This window comes from Paenibacillus aurantiacus (assembly GCF_042431225.1).
GTDB classification, from domain to species: Bacteria; Bacillota; Bacilli; order Paenibacillales; family Paenibacillaceae; genus Paenibacillus_Z; species Paenibacillus_Z aurantiacus.
Genome location: NZ_JBHMDO010000047.1, coordinates 395598 through 413268, shown reverse-complemented (window position 1 = coordinate 413268; position 17671 = coordinate 395598). Strand labels below are relative to the sequence as shown.

The 17671-nt window shown below is 57.5% G+C and carries 18 protein-coding genes; 15 read left to right on the top strand and 3 right to left on the bottom strand.

Features of this window, described 5'->3' with window-relative positions:
• The first annotated feature begins 81 nt into the window (after nucleotides 1-81).
• The 9 genes from wecB (at nucleotide 82) to ACFFSY_RS30125 (ending at nucleotide 7994) form a co-directional block, all read left to right on the top strand.
• Nucleotides 82-1179: a non-hydrolyzing UDP-N-acetylglucosamine 2-epimerase gene (gene wecB, locus ACFFSY_RS30165; RefSeq protein ID WP_377501229.1), complete on the top strand. Its 1098-nt coding sequence runs from the start codon at nucleotides 82-84 to the stop codon at nucleotides 1177-1179.
• Entirely contained in the window at nucleotides 1169-2152 is a 984-nt protein-coding gene (locus tag ACFFSY_RS30160) for a polysaccharide biosynthesis protein (protein ID WP_377501227.1), read from the top strand. Before wecB ends, ACFFSY_RS30160 begins: the two co-directional genes overlap by 11 nt.
• On the top strand, nucleotides 2149-2979 hold the full coding sequence (locus tag ACFFSY_RS30155; protein ID WP_377501225.1) for a dTDP-4-dehydrorhamnose reductase family protein: 831 nt from the start codon (nucleotides 2149-2151) through the stop codon (nucleotides 2977-2979). Before ACFFSY_RS30160 ends, ACFFSY_RS30155 begins: the two co-directional genes overlap by 4 nt.
• Nucleotides 2976-3941 (top strand): NAD-dependent epimerase/dehydratase family protein, encoded by a 966-nt coding sequence (locus ACFFSY_RS30150; RefSeq protein WP_377501223.1) that lies wholly within the window; start codon nucleotides 2976-2978, stop codon nucleotides 3939-3941. The genes ACFFSY_RS30155 and ACFFSY_RS30150 overlap by 4 nt, the downstream gene beginning before the upstream one ends.
• 21 nt (nucleotides 3942-3962) lie before the next feature.
• Nucleotides 3963-4688: a glycosyltransferase gene (locus tag ACFFSY_RS30145; RefSeq protein ID WP_377501221.1), complete on the top strand. Its 726-nt coding sequence runs from the start codon at nucleotides 3963-3965 to the stop codon at nucleotides 4686-4688.
• Nucleotides 4689-4952: 264 nt separating this feature from the next.
• Complete coding sequence (locus ACFFSY_RS30140) at nucleotides 4953-5753, top strand: undecaprenyl-diphosphate phosphatase (RefSeq protein ID WP_377501219.1); 801 nt, start codon at nucleotides 4953-4955, stop codon at nucleotides 5751-5753.
• A 182-nt stretch (nucleotides 5754-5935) separates the two neighbouring features.
• Nucleotides 5936-6427, top strand: a complete 492-nt coding sequence (locus ACFFSY_RS30135) for a GNAT family N-acetyltransferase (RefSeq protein ID WP_377501217.1) — start codon at nucleotides 5936-5938, stop codon at nucleotides 6425-6427.
• 105 nt (nucleotides 6428-6532) lie between these two features.
• Nucleotides 6533-7315: an SDR family NAD(P)-dependent oxidoreductase gene (locus ACFFSY_RS30130; protein WP_377501215.1), complete on the top strand. Its 783-nt coding sequence runs from the start codon at nucleotides 6533-6535 to the stop codon at nucleotides 7313-7315.
• A gap of 97 nt (nucleotides 7316-7412) precedes the next feature.
• Nucleotides 7413-7994, top strand: a complete 582-nt coding sequence (locus tag ACFFSY_RS30125) for a hypothetical protein (protein WP_377501213.1) — start codon at nucleotides 7413-7415, stop codon at nucleotides 7992-7994.
• 36 nt (nucleotides 7995-8030) lie between these two features.
• Here ACFFSY_RS30125 and ACFFSY_RS30120 read toward each other — a convergent pair whose 3' ends face one another.
• Nucleotides 8031-8747, bottom strand: coding sequence for a glycosyltransferase (locus ACFFSY_RS30120; RefSeq protein WP_377501211.1), 717 nt, complete (start codon nucleotides 8745-8747; stop codon nucleotides 8031-8033).
• Between the two features lie 233 nt (nucleotides 8748-8980).
• Nucleotides 8981-9940 carry a ketoacyl-ACP synthase III gene (locus ACFFSY_RS30115; protein ID WP_377501571.1) on the bottom strand — a complete coding sequence of 320 codons (960 nt, stop codon included), beginning with the start codon at nucleotides 9938-9940 and terminating at the stop codon, nucleotides 8981-8983.
• Nucleotides 9941-10140: 200 nt separating this feature from the next.
• Here ACFFSY_RS30115 and ACFFSY_RS30110 point away from each other — a divergent pair, with 200 nt between their 5' ends.
• From ACFFSY_RS30110 to ACFFSY_RS30100, 3 genes are all read left to right on the top strand, one after another.
• Nucleotides 10141-12030 (top strand): adenylate/guanylate cyclase domain-containing protein, encoded by a 1890-nt coding sequence (locus ACFFSY_RS30110; RefSeq protein ID WP_377501209.1) that lies wholly within the window; start codon nucleotides 10141-10143, stop codon nucleotides 12028-12030.
• Nucleotides 12031-12114: 84 nt separating this feature from the next.
• Nucleotides 12115-13458 (top strand): YhcN/YlaJ family sporulation lipoprotein, encoded by a 1344-nt coding sequence (locus tag ACFFSY_RS30105; RefSeq protein WP_377501207.1) that lies wholly within the window; start codon nucleotides 12115-12117, stop codon nucleotides 13456-13458.
• 198 nt (nucleotides 13459-13656) lie between these two features.
• Nucleotides 13657-13881 carry a helix-turn-helix domain-containing protein gene (locus ACFFSY_RS30100; protein ID WP_377501205.1) on the top strand — a complete coding sequence of 75 codons (225 nt, stop codon included), beginning with the start codon at nucleotides 13657-13659 and terminating at the stop codon, nucleotides 13879-13881.
• Nucleotides 13882-13965: 84 nt separating this feature from the next.
• On the opposite strand, the gene glsA is transcribed toward ACFFSY_RS30100, so the two are convergent.
• Nucleotides 13966-14901: a glutaminase A gene (gene glsA, locus ACFFSY_RS30095; protein WP_377501203.1), complete on the bottom strand. Its 936-nt coding sequence runs from the start codon at nucleotides 14899-14901 to the stop codon at nucleotides 13966-13968.
• Between the two features lie 230 nt (nucleotides 14902-15131).
• Between glsA and ACFFSY_RS30090 the strand changes: the two genes are divergently transcribed.
• The 3 genes from ACFFSY_RS30090 (at nucleotide 15132) to ACFFSY_RS30080 (ending at nucleotide 17662) form a co-directional block, all read left to right on the top strand.
• Nucleotides 15132-15812 (top strand): tetratricopeptide repeat protein, encoded by a 681-nt coding sequence (locus ACFFSY_RS30090; protein ID WP_377501201.1) that lies wholly within the window; start codon nucleotides 15132-15134, stop codon nucleotides 15810-15812.
• A gap of 104 nt (nucleotides 15813-15916) precedes the next feature.
• Nucleotides 15917-16108, top strand: a complete 192-nt coding sequence (locus ACFFSY_RS30085; RefSeq protein WP_377501199.1) for a hypothetical protein — start codon at nucleotides 15917-15919, stop codon at nucleotides 16106-16108.
• A gap of 57 nt (nucleotides 16109-16165) precedes the next feature.
• Nucleotides 16166-17662, top strand: coding sequence for a sensor histidine kinase (locus tag ACFFSY_RS30080; protein WP_377501197.1), 1497 nt, complete (start codon nucleotides 16166-16168; stop codon nucleotides 17660-17662).
• Nucleotides 17663-17671: the final 9 nt, after the last annotated feature.

Genomic DNA, 17671 nt, shown 5'->3' with positions numbered 1-17671 from the left:
TACGCAAACCGTCACCGAACGGTTTGAACAGATTCATCGCGTCTTCGCCCGCAGTTTAGCAGAAGGAGGGAAATGACGCATATGCGCGTAGTGACGATTCTGGGAACTCGGCCGGAAATCATCCGGCTCAGCCGCATTATCCCGAAGCTCGATGCGCTGGCGGAAGAGCATGTGCTCGTACACACGGGCCAAAATTTCTCCCGCACGCTGAGCGACATCTTTTTCAGCGAACTGGGCTTGCGGGAGCCGGATTACATGCTCGGTCAAGGCATGCAGACGCTCGGGGGACAGCTATCGGTCATGTTTGGCGAGGTCGAACGCATTCTTGCCAAACATAAGCCGAATATCGTGCTGCTCCTGGGCGATACGAACAGCGCGCTCTGCGCCATCGTCGCGGAGCGGATGGGTATTCCGGTCGTGCACATGGAGGCGGGCAACCGCTGCTACGATCTGACCGTGCCGGAAGAGAAGAACCGTCGGATCATCGATGCCGTCTCGACGATCAATATGCCCTACACCGGCTACAGCAAAGGCAACTTGCTGCGCGAAGGCTTCCCTAGCAATCGTATCGTGCAGACCGGTAATCCGATCAACGAAGTCATCGCCCACTATATGCCTCAGATCGAAGCCAGCACGGTCTTGAAGGATCTCGGTCTAAGCCCTGGCAGCTACATGATCGTGACCGCGCACCGTGCGGAGAACGTGGATGATCCGGCGCGGCTCTCCGGCATTCTGGAAGGGCTGAACCGCGTGGCCGCCCGATTCGATACAAGGCTGGTCTGCAGCATACATCCGCGGACCAAATCGCGCATCGAGAGCGGGAGCGTACAGGTCGAGATGGACCCGCGCGTGTCCTTCCACGAGCCGCTAGGATTCTTTGATTTCGTGACCTTGGAACGATTCGCCGCATGCGCGATTACCGATAGCGGCACCGTGCAGGAAGAATGCTGCATCTTCAATGTGCCTACGGTCACGATTCGCACGACGACGGAGCGCCCGGAGACGGTCGACTGCGGCAGTAACGTCGTGTGCGGACTGGACGCCGGACGAATCGAAGAGGCCGTTGCCGTGATGACGATGCTGCCTGCCGCGTGGGATTGCCCGGAAGGCTATCTGGCAAGGGACGTCTCGGATAAGGTTGTCAAATTTGTGCTTGGAGGGAAATGGAATGTTCACTAATCAGCGCATTCTTGTCACTGGTGGCACCGGGTCATGGGGATATGAGCTGATTCGCCAGCTTTTGTCCCAGCAGCCCAAAGAAATTATCGTTTTCTCGCGCAACGAGTCCAGCCAGGTGGCGATGAGCCGCTCGTTCGAGCATCCGGCGCTCAGCTTCTGCATTGGCGACATCCGCGATAAGGAAGCGCTGACCAAAGCGTGCGAAGAAGTCGATTACGTCTTTCACCTGGCTGCGCTGAAGCACGTGCCAGTATGCGAAGACCAGCCGTATGAAGCGCTCAAGACGAACGTGATCGGGACGCAGAACGTCATCGAGGCGGCAATCGCGAACAAAGTCAAGCGCGTCATCTATATTTCCACCGATAAAGCGGCGAATCCGTCCAACTTCTACGGCATGACCAAGGCGATCGGAGAGAAGCTCATCGTCTACGCGAACCTGCTTCGTTCGGAGACGAAATTCGTCTGCGTGCGCGGGGGGAACGTGCTCGGGACGAATGGCAGCGTCGTGCATCTGTTCATGAACCAGATCAAGACGAAGGGGCAAGTCCGCATTACGGACATGAAAATGACGCGCTTCTTCCTCACGCTCCAAGATGCGATCTCGCTGCTGTTCAAGGCGAGCGAATCGAGCCAAGGCGGCGAAATTTACGTAATGACGATGCCGACTTGCCGAATCGTTGATCTGGCAGAGGTGCTGATGGAATCGCTCGGCATCGAGGCGGAGATGGTCGAGACGGGCGTCCGGCCAGGGGAGAAGCTGCACGAGATCTTGCTGACGGAATTCGAGAGCACGAGCACCGTCGTGTACGATGACGAATACCTGGTCATTTTGCCGCCGCTTGATATCCCGGGGTTGCGCGATCACTACAAATCGTACCCGGCCGTCGAATTCGACAGCTTCAGCTCCAGCCAAATGCTGATGAGTAAAGAGGAGATTAAGGCAATGCTCGTGCGCGGGGGGTTCCTCGCATGAAACTGCTGATCATCGGGGGGACCGGCATGGCCGGTCATATGCTCCGGGCCTATTTCGGAAGCAAGCCCGAATATGAGGTGATGTACACGACGAGGGTGGCGGGGGACGCAAACGGTTCTCCGCTGGAAGTGACGGACAGCGAAGCGGTAGCTTCGCTTGTCCTGTCTGCTCGTCCGGACGTCATTCTCAATGCGGTCGGCGTGCTGAATCAGGATGCGGAGAGCCATCCGCTGCTCGCTTATCAGGTGAATGGCCTGCTGCCGCATTGGCTGCGCCATCAAGCGGAGCGAATCGGCGCGAGATTGATCCATATCAGCACCGACTGCGTGTTCAGCGGAGAGCGCGGGAGATACACGGAAACCGACGAGCCGGATGGCACGACCGTCTACGCGCGCAGCAAGGCGCTCGGGGAAGTGAAGGACCCGCTGCATCTGACGATTCGCACGTCGATTATCGGTCCGGAGATTCGCCAGCATGGCATTGGTCTCTTGCAATGGTTCTTGAATCAGCAGGGGAACGTGAACGGCTACGCGCGCGTCATGTGGAACGGGGTGACGACGCTGGAGCTCGCCAAGGCGGTGGAATACGCGATCGGAAGACCTCGCATCGGCGGGCTTGTGCATCTGACGGCCGCAGAGACGCTCAGCAAGCTGGAATTGCTTCGGATCGTCCGGGAAGCCTTCGGACGGGAAGACGTCACGATCGTGCCGGACAGCCGGATATTCCTTGACCGTTCGCTCGTCTCGACCAGGGACGATTGGCAGTATGAAGCGCCGGGCTATGCGGTGATGCTGCGCGAGCTGGCCGAGTGGATGTCGCCGCAATGAGCCGCCCCCGGCTGTTGATCACGGGGGCAGGCGGTTTCTGTGGCGAGCACGCCTGCGTCCATTTCGCCGAAGCGGGCTGGCAGGTGACGGCAGCGGCGAGAAGATTGCCAGCGCAGCAGTCTTCGCTGGCCGAGGCGGAGCACGTGGATTGGCGCGTCTCCGATCTTACCGTGCAGTCGGAGGTCCATGCGCTGATTGCGGAATCGCTGCCCGATGCCGTCATCCATTTGGCAGGGATGAACGCGGTCGAGCCGTCCTGGAGCGACCCGGCGTCCGCGCTGGAAGCGAATTTGATGGGAACGGTCTATTTGCTAGAAGCGATCCGGGCAAGCGGCAGGACGACACGCGTCGTAGTAGCGGGATCGATGCTCCGCTATCCGCTGCCGTCGGGTTCCCTAGCGCCGGTACCGCCGCATCCATACAGTCTGAGCAAATCGCTGCAGGTGCTTGCGGCTCAAAGCTGGTCGTCGATGTACCTGATGGACGTGATCGTAGCGGAGCCTGGAAATTTGATCGGTCCCGGACGCTCGCGCGGCATCGTCGCGCTGCTGGCCCGTTACGCGGCCGCATCGGAGCTAGCGGCCGAACGAGGAATTGAGCCGCCCCCGGCGTTCCGGCTTTCATCGGCTACCGAACGGCGCGATATGCTCGATGTTCGCGACGCGATTCGCGCTTACGGGGTGCTTCTGGCTAGCGGAGAGTCAGGCCGGGTCTATCCGCTAGCCTCCGGGCGTATGATCACGCTCGGCGAACTTGCTGACGGCTTCGCCGCGCTCGCTCGCGTGCCGCTTCGCTTCGAGATCGGCAGCTCGACAGCGCCTTCGCCGCTTCCGGCGGATACCTCGGCGCTGTCGGCGCTCGGCTGGACGCCGTCGATACCGCTGGCGAGGTCCATCGCGGACACGCTTGAACAGATGCGCAACATCGTCAGGAAGGGGCCGGATCGCGCCACGAACGATTAATACGAGGGGGAGCGGGCAAGCATGGGAGAAGCGGGACCATTAGTAACGGTTGTTATACCGTTCTATAACGATCCTTATATTACGGAGGCCTTGGATAGCGTATTGGCGCAAACCTATGACAATATCGAAATTATCGTGGTGGACGACGGGTCGACGCGGAACGCCGAACTGCTGCAAGCTTATGCAGGTCGGATCCATTATTTGGGCAAGGCGAACGGGGGCACGGCCAGCGCGCTGAATTACGGGTTCCGTCTTGCCAGCGGCAAATACATCGCCTGGCTTAGCTCGGACGACCGCTTCTATCCGGAGAAGATCGCCCGTCAGGTGGCAGCCATGGAGCGAGCTGGCAGCTGGATCAGCCATACGGGCTTCGACTTGATCGACGAGAGCGGGCGCGTCGTGGAGAAGGGAATAGTGCCGCCGTCCGCCGGCTCCGATTTTTATCGCGCCTTCAAGACGGCGAATCCGGTGAACGGCTGCACGATCATGATGCGCAAACTGCTGTTCAACCAGATCGGCGAATTCGACGAGGAGAAGAAATATACGCACGACTTGGATTACTGGTACCGGGTCATGCTCTCCGGATTCCCGCTCTTACTGGTGCCGGAGCCGCTGACGGCGTATCGCCGCCATGCGGGCATGGGAACACTGGTGCACAAAGAGGAGATCACGAGGGAGAACGGCCAAACGCAAGCGAAGTACGCGACCCGATGGGGGGCGTTCACGAGCCATCTCAGCGTTCGCTGACCGGGAAGCGCTTGGGAGGGAACGGGGCCATTACGCGCCAGCGGCGCGAAGAGCGAGGCGAGCGGCCCGCTTTCGCGCTGCTCCCGCCGGTCCCGCCATTTTACGAGAAACATGCAAAAAACAGGTATTGAAGATGAGGTTTTCCTAGTCTTGACCGTGCTATAATCGTAAAATAGGTTTGCCCCCGCAAACTTTCTTTGGTTCACGTTCGTCTAGTAAGTTGGCCGGGGCGCAAAAGATAGAAGAAAGGCGGATAGGAATCCTATGTACGACATTATTAGCGCGATTGTGTTGGGACTACTGGAGGGATTGACCGAATTTTTGCCTGTTTCCTCGACAGGCCACCTCATCTTGGCAGGGCATTTGCTCGGCTTTGAAGGGAAAGCGGCGGATACGTTCAAGATCGTTATTCAGCTGGGCGCCGTGCTTGCTGTGTTCGTGCTTTATTTCAAGCGTTACATGGAGATGCTTAAGAATTTGTTGAAATTCGACTTCTCCGACAAAAACAAGCTGAACGCCATTCACCTCGTGCTGGCCATGATTCCGGCGCTGGTCGTGTACTTGATCTTCAAGGACATCATCAAAAATGAGCTGTTCGGACCGGGACCCGTGCTCATCGGTCTCGTCGTCGGGGGTGTGCTCATGATCGTCGCCGCCCGTGCGAAACGCAGGGTTACCGCGGAAGAGAGCGATAATATTACATACCGTCAAGCATTTGGCATCGGCATGTTCCAATGTTTGGCCCTCTGGCCGGGCTTCTCGCGCTCGGGCTCCACGATCTCGGGCGGTCTCTTGCTCGGCACGAGCCAGAAGGCGGCAGCCGATTTCACCTTCATGATTTCCGTGCCGGTCATGCTCGGGGCGACCGTGCTCGACATGTACGATAGCCGGGAATATTTGACGGCGGACGACATGACGCTGTTCGTCATCGGATTCATCGCCGCATTCGTCGTCGCGATGATCGCGGTGGTCACGTTCCTGAATTTGATCAAAAGGCTGAAGCTGGAATGGTTTGCCCTCTACCGCTTCGCGCTGGCGATTATCTTCTTTTTATTCCTGATGTAGAGCGCTTGTCGCAGCAATACGAGAGAGGTTTGCAGGCATCGGCCAGCAAACCTCTTTTTGCGTCTCATGGGCACTCGGCGATGGGCGATAACCCGTTTGCGCAAACTTTACATGAGAAAGGTTGAATTTATATTAATTATCGTGTATATTTATGCAATATAACATGGCAGGGAGGTATTCCTTTGATTTACAAAATTGCCGATACCCAAGATGCGCCCGTCATCCATGAGCTGATGAATCAGGCATTCCTTACTAATAAAGAAGAACAATCCGCTTCGGCTCCATCCGTTGAGTCCGTTGAACAAATCGCCTTCTCCCTCGAGAGCGGCGAGAAAGCGATCATCGCTTACGACGAAGACGAGGGTACAGCCGTGGCGATGGTCCGGTTCGCATTAAAGGAGGCCGACGGCGTCGATTTTCATCAACTGTCGGTCCTTCCCCGGAAGCAGGGCCAAGGCATCGGCAAGGCGCTTCTCCGTTTCATGGAGGCGTACGCCGCCAGCTGCAACCGAAAGACCGTCACGTGCAAAGTGCATCTGAGCGCGCCTTCGCAGATCCGGTTGTACGGCTCCATCGGATACAGCATCCAAGGCGAAGAAATCGTTAAGAAGCCGGACGGAACGAGCGTGCCCGTCGTGGCGCTCCGCAAGGTGCTTCAACTCCAGCCCGCCTAAATTTGAACCGCCGAATAATTCCGGTGGTTCTTTCTTTTGTTCCTCATAGACGGATCAAGGAACAGTATGGAATAATATATACAAAACCTATCGGGAGGCATGGATATGGATCTCGGATTAAGCGGCAAAACCGCTATTATTACCGGCGGCAGCAAAGGCATCGGACTTGCGACAGCCATTCGTCTGGCATCGGAAGGCGCGAACGTGGCGATCGTGGCAAGGGGGGAAGCGGCGTTGGAGCAGGCAGCAGCCCGCATCGCCGAAGTGACGGGTCGGGACCCGCTGCGGATTCAAGCAGACGTCGGGTCGGAGGAAGCGGCAATAGCGGCGGTTGCGCGGACGGTGGAGACGTTCGGCGGCGTCGATATTCTGGTGAATAACGCCGGAACTTCGGCTGCCAAGCCGTTCGAATCGGTCGATACGGAAGCTTGGGACGCGGACCTTGGCTTGAAGCTGTACGGCGCAGTCCACTTCGCCAAGGCCGTTATTCCGCATTTGCGTGAGCGTGGAGGCGGCGCGATCGTGAATGTCACCGCAGTCGGCGGCAAGACGCCTTCCGCCTCCTCGCTGCCGACCTCGGTCAGCCGAGCGGCGGGACTTGCGCTTACGAAGGCGATGAGCAAGGATTTGGCCAAGGATGGCATACGGGTCAACTCGGTGTGCATCGGCCTTATCCGCAGCGATCAGATCGAGCGGATGTGGCAGGCGAAGGCGCCCGAGCAGTCGTGGGAGCAGTTCGCGTCCGATCCGAAGCACGGCATCCCGCTTGGCCGAATCGGCCGTGCGGAGGAAGCGGCGAACGTCATCGCCTTTCTCGCTTCGAGCGCGGCCTCGTATGTAACCGGCACATCGGTGAATATCGATGGCGGAGCGGCGGCGGTACTGTAGCTTGCCATGTTCGACATATTCGGGGGTTATCACCGCTTGATATTTATGGTAAATTAGTCATCATATACATGACTAAGATAGAGCAGGTGAGGATTCGATGAAGAGAAGAAGTTTGCTCGTCGCCATGACCGCGCTAAGTTTGCTCGCCGCGGGCGCTGTTTACGCGGATCCTATCGCGAAGAATATCAGGGTGCTCGTGAACGGGAACGAAGCGGCGGGCGGCAGCGCCAAGGCGCTGGATGGCCTGTATGTATCGATCGACCTGATTCGTGATCAGCTTCGGGGCATTATCGGGCTGGACGGCAAGAAGCAGACCGTGTCGATCTTTACCCCCAACGTACATATGATGACCAAGGACAGCGACTCTATTTTCGGCGAAGTGAACAAGGGCGAGAAGATCTCCTTCAACGTGCTTGCCCAGATCGACTCGCTCAAGACGGATCTCGCCGCGTTCAAGGTGACGCTGACCGATCCGGATGGCGCAGAGACGGTGATCGAAGAACGCAAGGCGGGCCAGAAGGCGTTCCCCGAGAAGGGGAAGGAAGATTTCTGGATCAATACCCCGGTGATCAGCTACAAATTCGCCAGCGGCGGGAATTATAAAGTTCGCTTCTATATGCAGCCTGCCGGGGATACGTCGATGTACGTCGTGTCCGAGAAGGTCATCGTCTCCAAATAATCGCCGGTCAAGGCCCGCGACAACGAGCCCAGCCCCCTAATCGGGGAGCTGGGCTATTAGCGTATCCATCAGAAACCCATACGCCGAGCTGACGGAGGTCGCCTCTTGCACGATTCGTTCGATATGCCGCACCGTCCCCATATTAGAATGCCGGCGGTAAGCGGTGAGCGGCTCGTTCAAGTAGTGGAAATCGATTCGGCACAGGATAAGCCGAATCCACATGTCGTAGTCGTGCGTGTAAGGCAAGCCCGGGTTGAAGTAGCCGATCGCCTCGACAAGCTGCTTGGTCATCATGACGGTACAACCGTTCACCGGACAACTATTGCGCAGCGTCTGGACGAATGCTTTGAATGTCGGGTATTTGGGTCCGGCCCGATGTTGGGTGACTGCGCCGTGTTCGTTAATGACGTCGTAGTCGGTGAAGCTTGCTTGGGCGCCAATGCTTTCCATAAGATGGACCTGACGTGCCACTTTATCCGGGTAGAAGCGGTCGTCGGAGCTGAGCCAGGCGACATATTTGCCACTGGCGATCTGAATGCCGTGATTCAGGGCGCTAGCCGTTCCCCCATTGGCTTTGCCAATGTAGTTAATGCGGTGCCCGTATGGCGCGATAAGATGCTGATAGCTAGTGGAGCCGTCATCCACGACGATAATTTCAATATTGTCGTACGTTTGCGAGAGCGCGCTTTCGATCGCTTGGCCAATATAGGGGTCGTTGTAAAAAGGGATCACGATCGACACTCTTGGATTCATGCCTTTCACCTCTTAATTGAAAGTGTAATAGCCGATCTACCTCTCTATTCTATGCGCGCGAATCTAGCGCCCGATTGGGGTATATGACTCGTGATGACTGAGGATGCGATGCGGGACAAGGAGCCTACGTGAAAAAAAGCCCTTCCGGAGCGCGCATGCGCAAGCTCCGAAAGGGCTTCAAAGATAGCAGACCGCTCACGAGGGGCAGCCGGTGAAATCAAAGCGATATGTCGTTACAGCGTCCAGCGCAGCAGCAGCGCCGCTTCCGTCAGGCCGCCACCGAACCCGTACAGCAGCACCAGGTCGCCGTTCTTGAGCCGTCCGTCCTTCAGCGCCATATCGAGCGCGAGCGGGATGGAAGCGGCTGATGTATTGCCGCGCGTCTCGAGACTGGCGAGCGTCCGCTCGACCGGAATGCCCGTACGTTCGCAGACGGACTCGATGATGCGCATGTTGGCGCTGTGCGGCACGAACCAGTCCAGATCGGACGGCGAATAGCCATAACGCTCCAGCAGCGCCGATACGCCTTTGGGCACATTCGTCACCGCCCACTTGTACACTTCCCGGCCGTTCTGCACGATTTTGCCATTCGTTACGATTGGCTTGCCGTCAATAGAGGCGGACAAGCTGGAACGATACAAATTGGCGTTGCGATCGCCAGAGGTGGAGACGTACGAGCCGAGCAGGGCCCCTTCCTCGCACCGTTCGAGCAGCGCCGCGCCGGCCCCGTCGCCGAACAGGATGCAGGTGGAGCGGTCTTCGTAATCGGTCGCCTTGGAGAGCGTCTCCGCGCCGATGACGAGAATTTTGCGATGGACGCCGGTTAGCAGCAGACCGTTGGCGAGCTGCAAGGCGCTGACGAATCCAGCGCAGGCTGCTTGAATGTCCGCCGTTCCGCACGAGCCGATGCCGAACTCGGCCTGCACGCGCGCGGACATGCTCGGAAAGAACGTATCCGGGGTCGTCGTGGCTACCAAGATAAAGTCGATGTCGGACAGGTCGGCCTTATACCGGGCCTGCAGGTCCCGCACGGCGGCGAAGCATAAGTCGCTGCAGAATTGATCGTCGGCTGCGATCCGCCGTTCGCGAATACCGGTTCGTTGAACGATCCATTCGTCGTTAGTATCGACCATGGCTTCCAGGTCCGCATTGGTCAAGATGCGCTCCGGGACGTAGCTCCCGAATGCGGTCATGCGCGCGTTGGAGAAGAATGAAGAAGGTGTTTGCACGGCAATCAGCTCCTTTAGTATCTGATATTAGTACCAGGTTCTAATACCATCACTTTACATAAATTCGCCCGTGCTGTCAACGCGGCGCTCATGTAGAATGAAGATAATGATGCCAACGACATAATTCTGCACGATTCAACAACTATTCGGGAGAGAGGCGTGTCATGCCAAACAACAATCGGAAGCCAGAGATGCGGCTGCAAATGGAGCGTACGTTTGATTTGGCTCCTGAGCGAATCTGGGAGCTGCTGTCCAACAACAACCGGTTGAACAGGGCGATCGGCCTGGACCCGGTTTACAAGGGTGTCGCGGCAGCTGGATCAATTAGCCGGTCCATGACGTCTACCGCGGCCAAAGTATGGCCAATGCAATGGGAAGAATACCCGTTCGAATGGGAGCAGGGCCGTTGGTATGAAGTGTTCCGCGACTATTCCCGCGGTCCGATGCGGATGTTCCGATCGGGCATTGAATTGACCGAAGAGGACGGGCGTACGAAGCTGCGTCTCTACTCGAATGTCCGGGCAGCCTCGCGCGCGCTGCTGCCTCTGATCCGGCGGATCGCGGTCAGTTCCATGAAGAAGACGTTCGCTTATGTGGATCAGGCGATCGACGCCGCATCGTCCGAGTTGGCACTCGCAATTCGGCATCTGCCCGTCATGGCCAAGAATAGCGCCGCCGACAAAGCCAAACTGTCCATTCTGGCGAATCGTTTGGTGGAACAAGGATGCGACATCGAGCTTGTCCGGCTCCTCCAAGCCACGTTGGAGGAGGGTGGTGACGAAGAGATCGCAGAGATGCAACCGTTTCGCCTTGCGGATTCATGGGGCATGGAGCGCGGGGAAGTGCTCAAGCTGCTTCTTCGGGCCACCCAGATAGGCATGCTTAACCTGGAGTGGCGATTGATCTGTCCGAATTGCCGCGTCGCCGACACCGGCGCAAGCGTACTCGCCGAACTTCCCGGTTCCTATCACTGCGACTGGTGCGGCGTCGATTACGATGCGGTGTTCGACCGCTATGTGGAGCTGTGCTTCTCGGCGCACCGGGAAATCCGCGACGTGAAGCGTTCCATCTACTGTGTCGGATCGCCGGCTTTCTCGCCGCATATCCGCACCCAACGGTTACTGCGTGCCGGCGAGTCGGTCACGCTTGACGTCCCTCATGATGAAGGCTGGCGTCTGCGCGTGCTGCGCGGTAATGAAAAGCTGCGACTTCTTCGCAATCGGGCTGCATTCGATTCGACCTACAATGGAAGAGCCGAGACGATATCCCCGGAAAGCTCAATCTTGTGCGGCGATGCCTCGCTTCTTTCATCCGTTCACCCCGGTTCCTCCATGCTAACGATCGAGCTGGATGCGCAGGGATGGAAAAGCGAAGCGGTCGTTGTTTTGCCTGGCCAGGAGCTGCATATTCATAGCCGCAGGGATAAAGACGTCATGATTGTACTTGAACGGGAAGCATGGGGCGATTCGGTGGCGACTGCCGCGCATGTGACGTTATTTCCGGAATTCCGGACGCTGTTCGCCTCCGACGTGCTTGCGCCGGGGCAGCAGGTCGGCATTCAGAGTTTGACCGTACTGTTCACCGATTTATGCGGGTCTACGGCATATTATGAACAAGTCGGCGATGCGGAAGCCTATGGATATGTCCGAGAGATGTTCGATTTTCTAGACCGAACGGTTCAAGCGCATAGAGGTGCGGTCGTCAAGACGATTGGCGACGCGGTGATGGCCGTGTTCGATCGACCGGAGGAGGGAGTGCTCGCCGCGCTCCATATTCAGGAGCATTGGCCGGCGGCGAACGGACTTCGGCTTCGCGTCGGGCTCCACCACGGGCCGGCCGTCACGGTCGGCATGAACGGGCGCAATGATTATTTTGGCCGTACGGTCAATCTGGCTTCGCGTATCCAAGCATCAGGGAATCCCGGCGAGATCGTGCTGGCTTCTGATATGGCGAATCTGGTCGGGGACCAAATTGCGCATAAGCGCCAAACGCCGTTCACGACGGCGCTCAAAGGCGTAGAGGAACTCGCCCACTTAGTGCGCATCGGCGGTTAAATGTGACAGCATAGCCCCTCCGGCTTCGGCAAACGCTATAATCGGGCAAAAAGCATGCTCGATCATACGAATGGAGGATGGTTCATGCAGCGCAAATGGATCTTGCTCGCCGCGGGCGCCATGTTAAGCACGGTCATCGCAGGCTGTTCCGAGAATCACGGCGAGCTCGGCAACCGGAATATCCGCCAGCAAAGCGTACGTGAGGATGGCAACGGCAATAGGCATGTCAAATTTTTCGCGCACGATCACATGAATGAGCAGAATCGGATGAATGGACGCCGTTTGAACAGCAACAACATTATCGGATCGCATCGCAATTATCGTCTGGAACTGGATACGAATATCGCGGAACGTCTCTCCACGCTATCCGGGGTTGGTTCGGCCTACGTCATGCTGACGAACGCCAACGCCTATGTCGCCATTGATGGCAAAGGGTCGCACGGTTTGAGCGCCAAATCGATCGGGCAGTCCTCCATGCGTCCGCTCTCCCGCACCGACATGGCCTACTTACCGCCTTCGGCGCATACGCAAACGCAAACGCAAATGAATGGCGGCGCCCGCGTTTATGCCCACCGGTTCAGCGATACGATGGGCAATTCCAATTTCACGGGGATGACGCGCAGCACCGGCGGGACTAACCGATTCGACGGCCGGAAGAGCTATGACAGCACGAAATTCAGTCGCATGTCCGTCAACGGCCGCGCGACGAGCCATCTGCGTACGAATGCCGCTGGACCGCGCACGTATGCACATACGTTACGTGACGCGATGGGACTCTCGAATTATACCCGGATGCTGCAGAGCACGGGTGAATTGAACCGGATTGGCGACCGTCTGCAATATGACGCCCTGAACAATAATGACATGACCAACGACCGCGTAGTTCGCGTCCGCTCTTATGCTGCAGGTACCCCATCGAACGGGACCGGAAACGTCCAGAACGACCGCGAGTCGACGATGGAAGCCCAAATGGAGCGCGGACGCCGAATGAACGCAAGGGCTATGGATATTATGCGCGATCGCAACCGGTTTACCCATCCGGCCCAGCGCGGCAACACCACAAGCGGCGCTACGACAGTCAGACCGTATGGCGGGGAATTGGGACGCGGCATGTCGATCGGATACCAGAACAGCATGGATTACGATATGTACGGCAGCGGGGGCACCAAGCGCTTCCAGCCTTTCGCCTATAACGGGGCGGCCGCCGTTCGGATCGACAGCCGTCTGCAAGCCGACATCGAGCGCGAAGTCAGACGCCTTGCGCCTTCCGTTAATCATGTCTATGTCTCGTCCAACCCGGATTTCGTTCACCGGATGGCTTCCTATGCCGAGGACGTGCGTCTTGGACACCCGATTCAAGGCTATATCACCGAGTTCAACGCCATGGTTGAGCGGGTCTTCCCCGCAAGAGCGCTGAGAGCCCGATAATCTTCTGTATCGCAAAGAACCGGCATCCGTCTAAGCGGAATGCCGGTTCTTTTTTTGCGTTCTTTTTTCGCTTCGCCCTGATGCGCGCCCATTTTTATGCACAATCGCACCACTCTATTCGCCTTTTCATACAATATTTTGACTGTATCCCTTGACCTTGTTAGACCACAAAATCCCGAGCAAGGAGGGGTGACGCATTTGAGGGACAACGACCAGAAGAGCAAATTTTTATTGACGCACCGCGAACGCGAAGTATTCGAGCTTCTCGTTCAGGACAAAACGACTCGCGATATCGCGCAGCAGCTGTTCATAAGCGAGAAGACAGTCCGAAATCATATTTCCAATGTTATGCAGAAACTGAACGTCAAAGGTCGTTCGCAAGCGGTTGTCGAGCTGATTAAGCTTGGGGAACTGAAAATTTGACCGCCCGGCCGCTAACCTTGCTCAAGCCTTCTTATTGCGCTTTCGTACGAAAGCGGTGTAGGAAGGCTTTTTGACGCGCGCGGCTTAGAACAGACTCCAATCGAATGCCGCGCTCATGCGCTCCAGCAGATGGACGCCCGCTGTGCTGTTGCCTTGGCGTCCGAGCGCAGGGCCGACGACTCCGATGCCGTATTGGCCGGGGATGACGGCCATGATGCCGCCGGAGACGCCGCTCTTCGCCGGTATGCCGGCGCGGATGGCGAATTGGCCGGAGGCGTTGTACATGCCGCACGTGACCATGAACGATTTGGCGATTCTAACGTAATGGCGGGGGACGAGCTCCCGTCCCGTAATCGGATCGACGCCGCCGAAAGCGAGCACGAGCGCCATGCGCGCCAGCTGCGTGCAGTCGATCTCCACCGAGCAGTGGTCGAAATACACTTGCAGCAGCTCTTCGACGTCGATCTCTTCGCCGAGGACTTCGTTATCCTTCAGGAAATAGGCGAGCGAGCGGTTCCGGTGCGCCGTCGCGGCCTCCGACCGGCTGACCGCTTCGTTAATGTGCAATTCGTTCGTTCCTGCGACATCGCGGAAGAATCGCATAATGCGTTCCGTCTTGCGGGCGGGCGTCTCGCCTTTGATCAGCGATGTCACCGCGATGGCCCCGGCGTTGATGAGCGGGTTGAACGGGATGCCCGGCTCCACCAGCTCCAGCTTGAGCATGGAATTGAAATCGTCGCCGGACGGCTCCATGCCCACTTTGGCGAATACGCCTTCCTCGCCATTATCCATCAGTGCCAGCAGCAGCGTGAACACCTTCGAGATGCTCTGCATCGTAAATTTCAATTCATGATCGCCTTCCGATGCAATCTCTCCGCCTCGGCCCATGAGGGTAATGCCCAGTGCGTCGGCCGGCGCTTTAGCCAGCTCGGGTATATAGGCGGCGACCCGCCCGTGTACGGCGAGCGCGCGGCTTTCATTCACCCAGCCTGGCAGCTGGGCGCGAATTTGATCGAACATGCGGTTTCCTCCCGGCGTTGCTTGTTGTTAACAGTTTAAGTCCCCCAATCGATCTTATGCAAGCAAGCATTTGGTTAAGGTGCGCCTTGAGAACAAACCTGTCTGCGCATCACTCGATCTTACGACATCCAGAAGGTGACAATAGCGCCGTCTATTCGCCTTGCCTATTATCATGTACAATAAGGAAGCAGTTCCCAATATTTCCGTGTTCATGACATCAGGAGGGCGTTATGTTTAAATTTTTGTTGTTTGTTTTGCTTTGGCGGGTGCTCGGCAACCCGTTTCTCGCGATCGTCGTATTTCTCGTCGTGCTGTATATTATTGACCGCCGATTCGTCGGCTTATCGCCGAGCATTGTGAAGCCGTTCCGCCGGTTATCGGCGATCCGAAGGCTGCGCCAACAGGTGCTGATGAACCCGAACGACGTTCCGGGCAAACACGAGCTGGCCCGGCTGCTCATTGAACGAAAGAAATACGCCAAAGCCAAGGAACTGCTGATGCCGCTTCAGGATGCGCTCGATCATTCGGCTGAATTCTGGGACGATCTTGGGAATGCGCTTGCCCATCTAGGCGAACAGGATGCGGCGGAAGCCGCGCTGCGCAACGCGCTCTCCATTAATCCAAGAGTGAAATACGGCGCGTCGTATTTGCGGCTTGCCGCGCTGAAAGCGAAGTCTGATCCCGCGGCCGCCATCGCGCATCTGGAATCCTTCCGCCAGATCGACACCTCCTCCTGCGAAGCTTATATTCAGACGGCAAAGCTGTACGTGCAGCTAGGGCGCCGGGAAGACGCCGCTCGCGCGCTTGCGGAATGCGGCCAGATTTACCGGGCGCTGCCGCGCTACAAGAAGAGACAAGAGCGCAAATGGGCGCTCAAAGCGTGGTGGGGCAGGCTGACGGGGGCGCGATAGTCGCAAACGTTCATTGTATCGAGGCGCTACAATCCCTCATAATGAATGAAAGAAGGCTACCGTTCATAAGGCGATGAAAGTACGTGCGAGGGAGTTAACAGAGGATGCGCCGGAATAAATGGATTTTCGCGATTGGCTTGATTGGTTTGCTGCTGGCGGCCAACAATGGCATTTATTACTTCACGACCAAACGAACGCTGGAGGAGCGGCTGCGCGAGGAGCTTGCGGCGTTCGCCAAGCAGATCGAAATCTCGATCGAGCTCTCCCGTCTCGGCGCGGAAGAATACGAACGATAGATCGGACGCGAACTGAGGGCTGCTGCCATAGCGGCCCAGTTTGCGCTGAAGCCCGATGTGGAGCAGGTAACCAACCGCGAGCTCGAGCAATTAAGCGAGAAGCTGGGCATCGCTCATATCACGCTGCTGAAGAAGACGCTCGATAATATTATTTTGTACCGGTCGTCGGATTCGAACGAGCTGGGCCTTAAGACGGACAGTTGGGATCCGTGGTACGAAGCGTTCCAACAGCTGTTCCGGCAGCGGAACGTCACCATACCGTGGGGCCAGTCGCTGCCTCATTTCTGGACGGGACCGTTCGAGATGGCTACTTCGGATACGAGCCAGATTCATAAGTGGGGATACTACTATGATGGCACGACGAACTATATCATCGATCCGTACATCAAATATGACGACCGGCAGCTGGCTTACGAGACGAAGACCGGGGTCGGTTCCTTGATCCGCAAGACGCTGGAGTCGAACGAGACCCTGCTGGAGATCGGCGTGCTCAATCCGAGCACCTTCCCGCTCGGCGAACAGGTGACGGTAACGGACAAGGGCGAGCTGCTCGAGCACAAGACGCAGCGGCCGGTCATCTACGGAACGAACGACTTCCGGCATGCCGAGGACGAGCGGATCGTGGAACGAGTCCATCGGCTGAATGAACCGTTCACCGTGAACGCGAAGCTGAACAATCGACACGTGCTCAAAATGTACATCCCTGTCACAACGGCCCCGTCCGCGAGCATGGTGGACGAGCACGGGGAACCGATGGATCGTTACGTTATGACGCTTGTGGCCGACTACCAATCCGTGCAGCAGACCTTGGACGAGCAGTTCGCGTGGATTACCGTCACGATTGTCATCGTCACGTTGGTCAGTCTTGCTATCGCGTATGCGATCATGGCCTCGTACCGGAAATCGGAGAACGAGCTGGCGCGAAGAGCGCAGGAGACCTATGCGGACGAGGTGAACGCGCTATTCACCTCGATTCGCGAGCAGCGGCACGATTTCATGAACCACGTCCAGACGATCCATTCGCTTGCGGCAGCTGGCCGAACGGAGGAACTTCGCGCATATACCCGCGAGCTGACCGGCGACATTCGCGAGTTGAACGACATCCTCCACATCGGCAACCCGGCGATCGCGGCGCTGATTCGCGCCAAAATCTCGCAGGCGGAACAGTTGAAGATCCGGTTCGCCAGCAGCTTCGAAGGCATTAACATGGAGCTCGGCGTCCAATCGCTCGATATGACCCGGGTGCTCGGCAATCTGATCGACAATGCCTTCGACGAGCAGGCGAACGTGCCGGAGGAGCGCCGAGAGGTCGTCATAAGCGGCCGCCGCCAGGGCGGCATGCTTGAATTCATCATCCGCAACGCGCGAAGTACCGGTTCGCGGCCCGATGCTAACGTAATCTTCTCGGCCGGGTATACGACGAAGGGGCGCGACCACTCCGGGCTTGGCTTGTCGATCGTGCGATCGATCGTCGCTAAGTATAAAGGAGCGGTCGACGTCCGGACGGATGAACCGGAATCGATAACATTCATTGTCCGCATTCCCCATGAATAATTCGCGAAT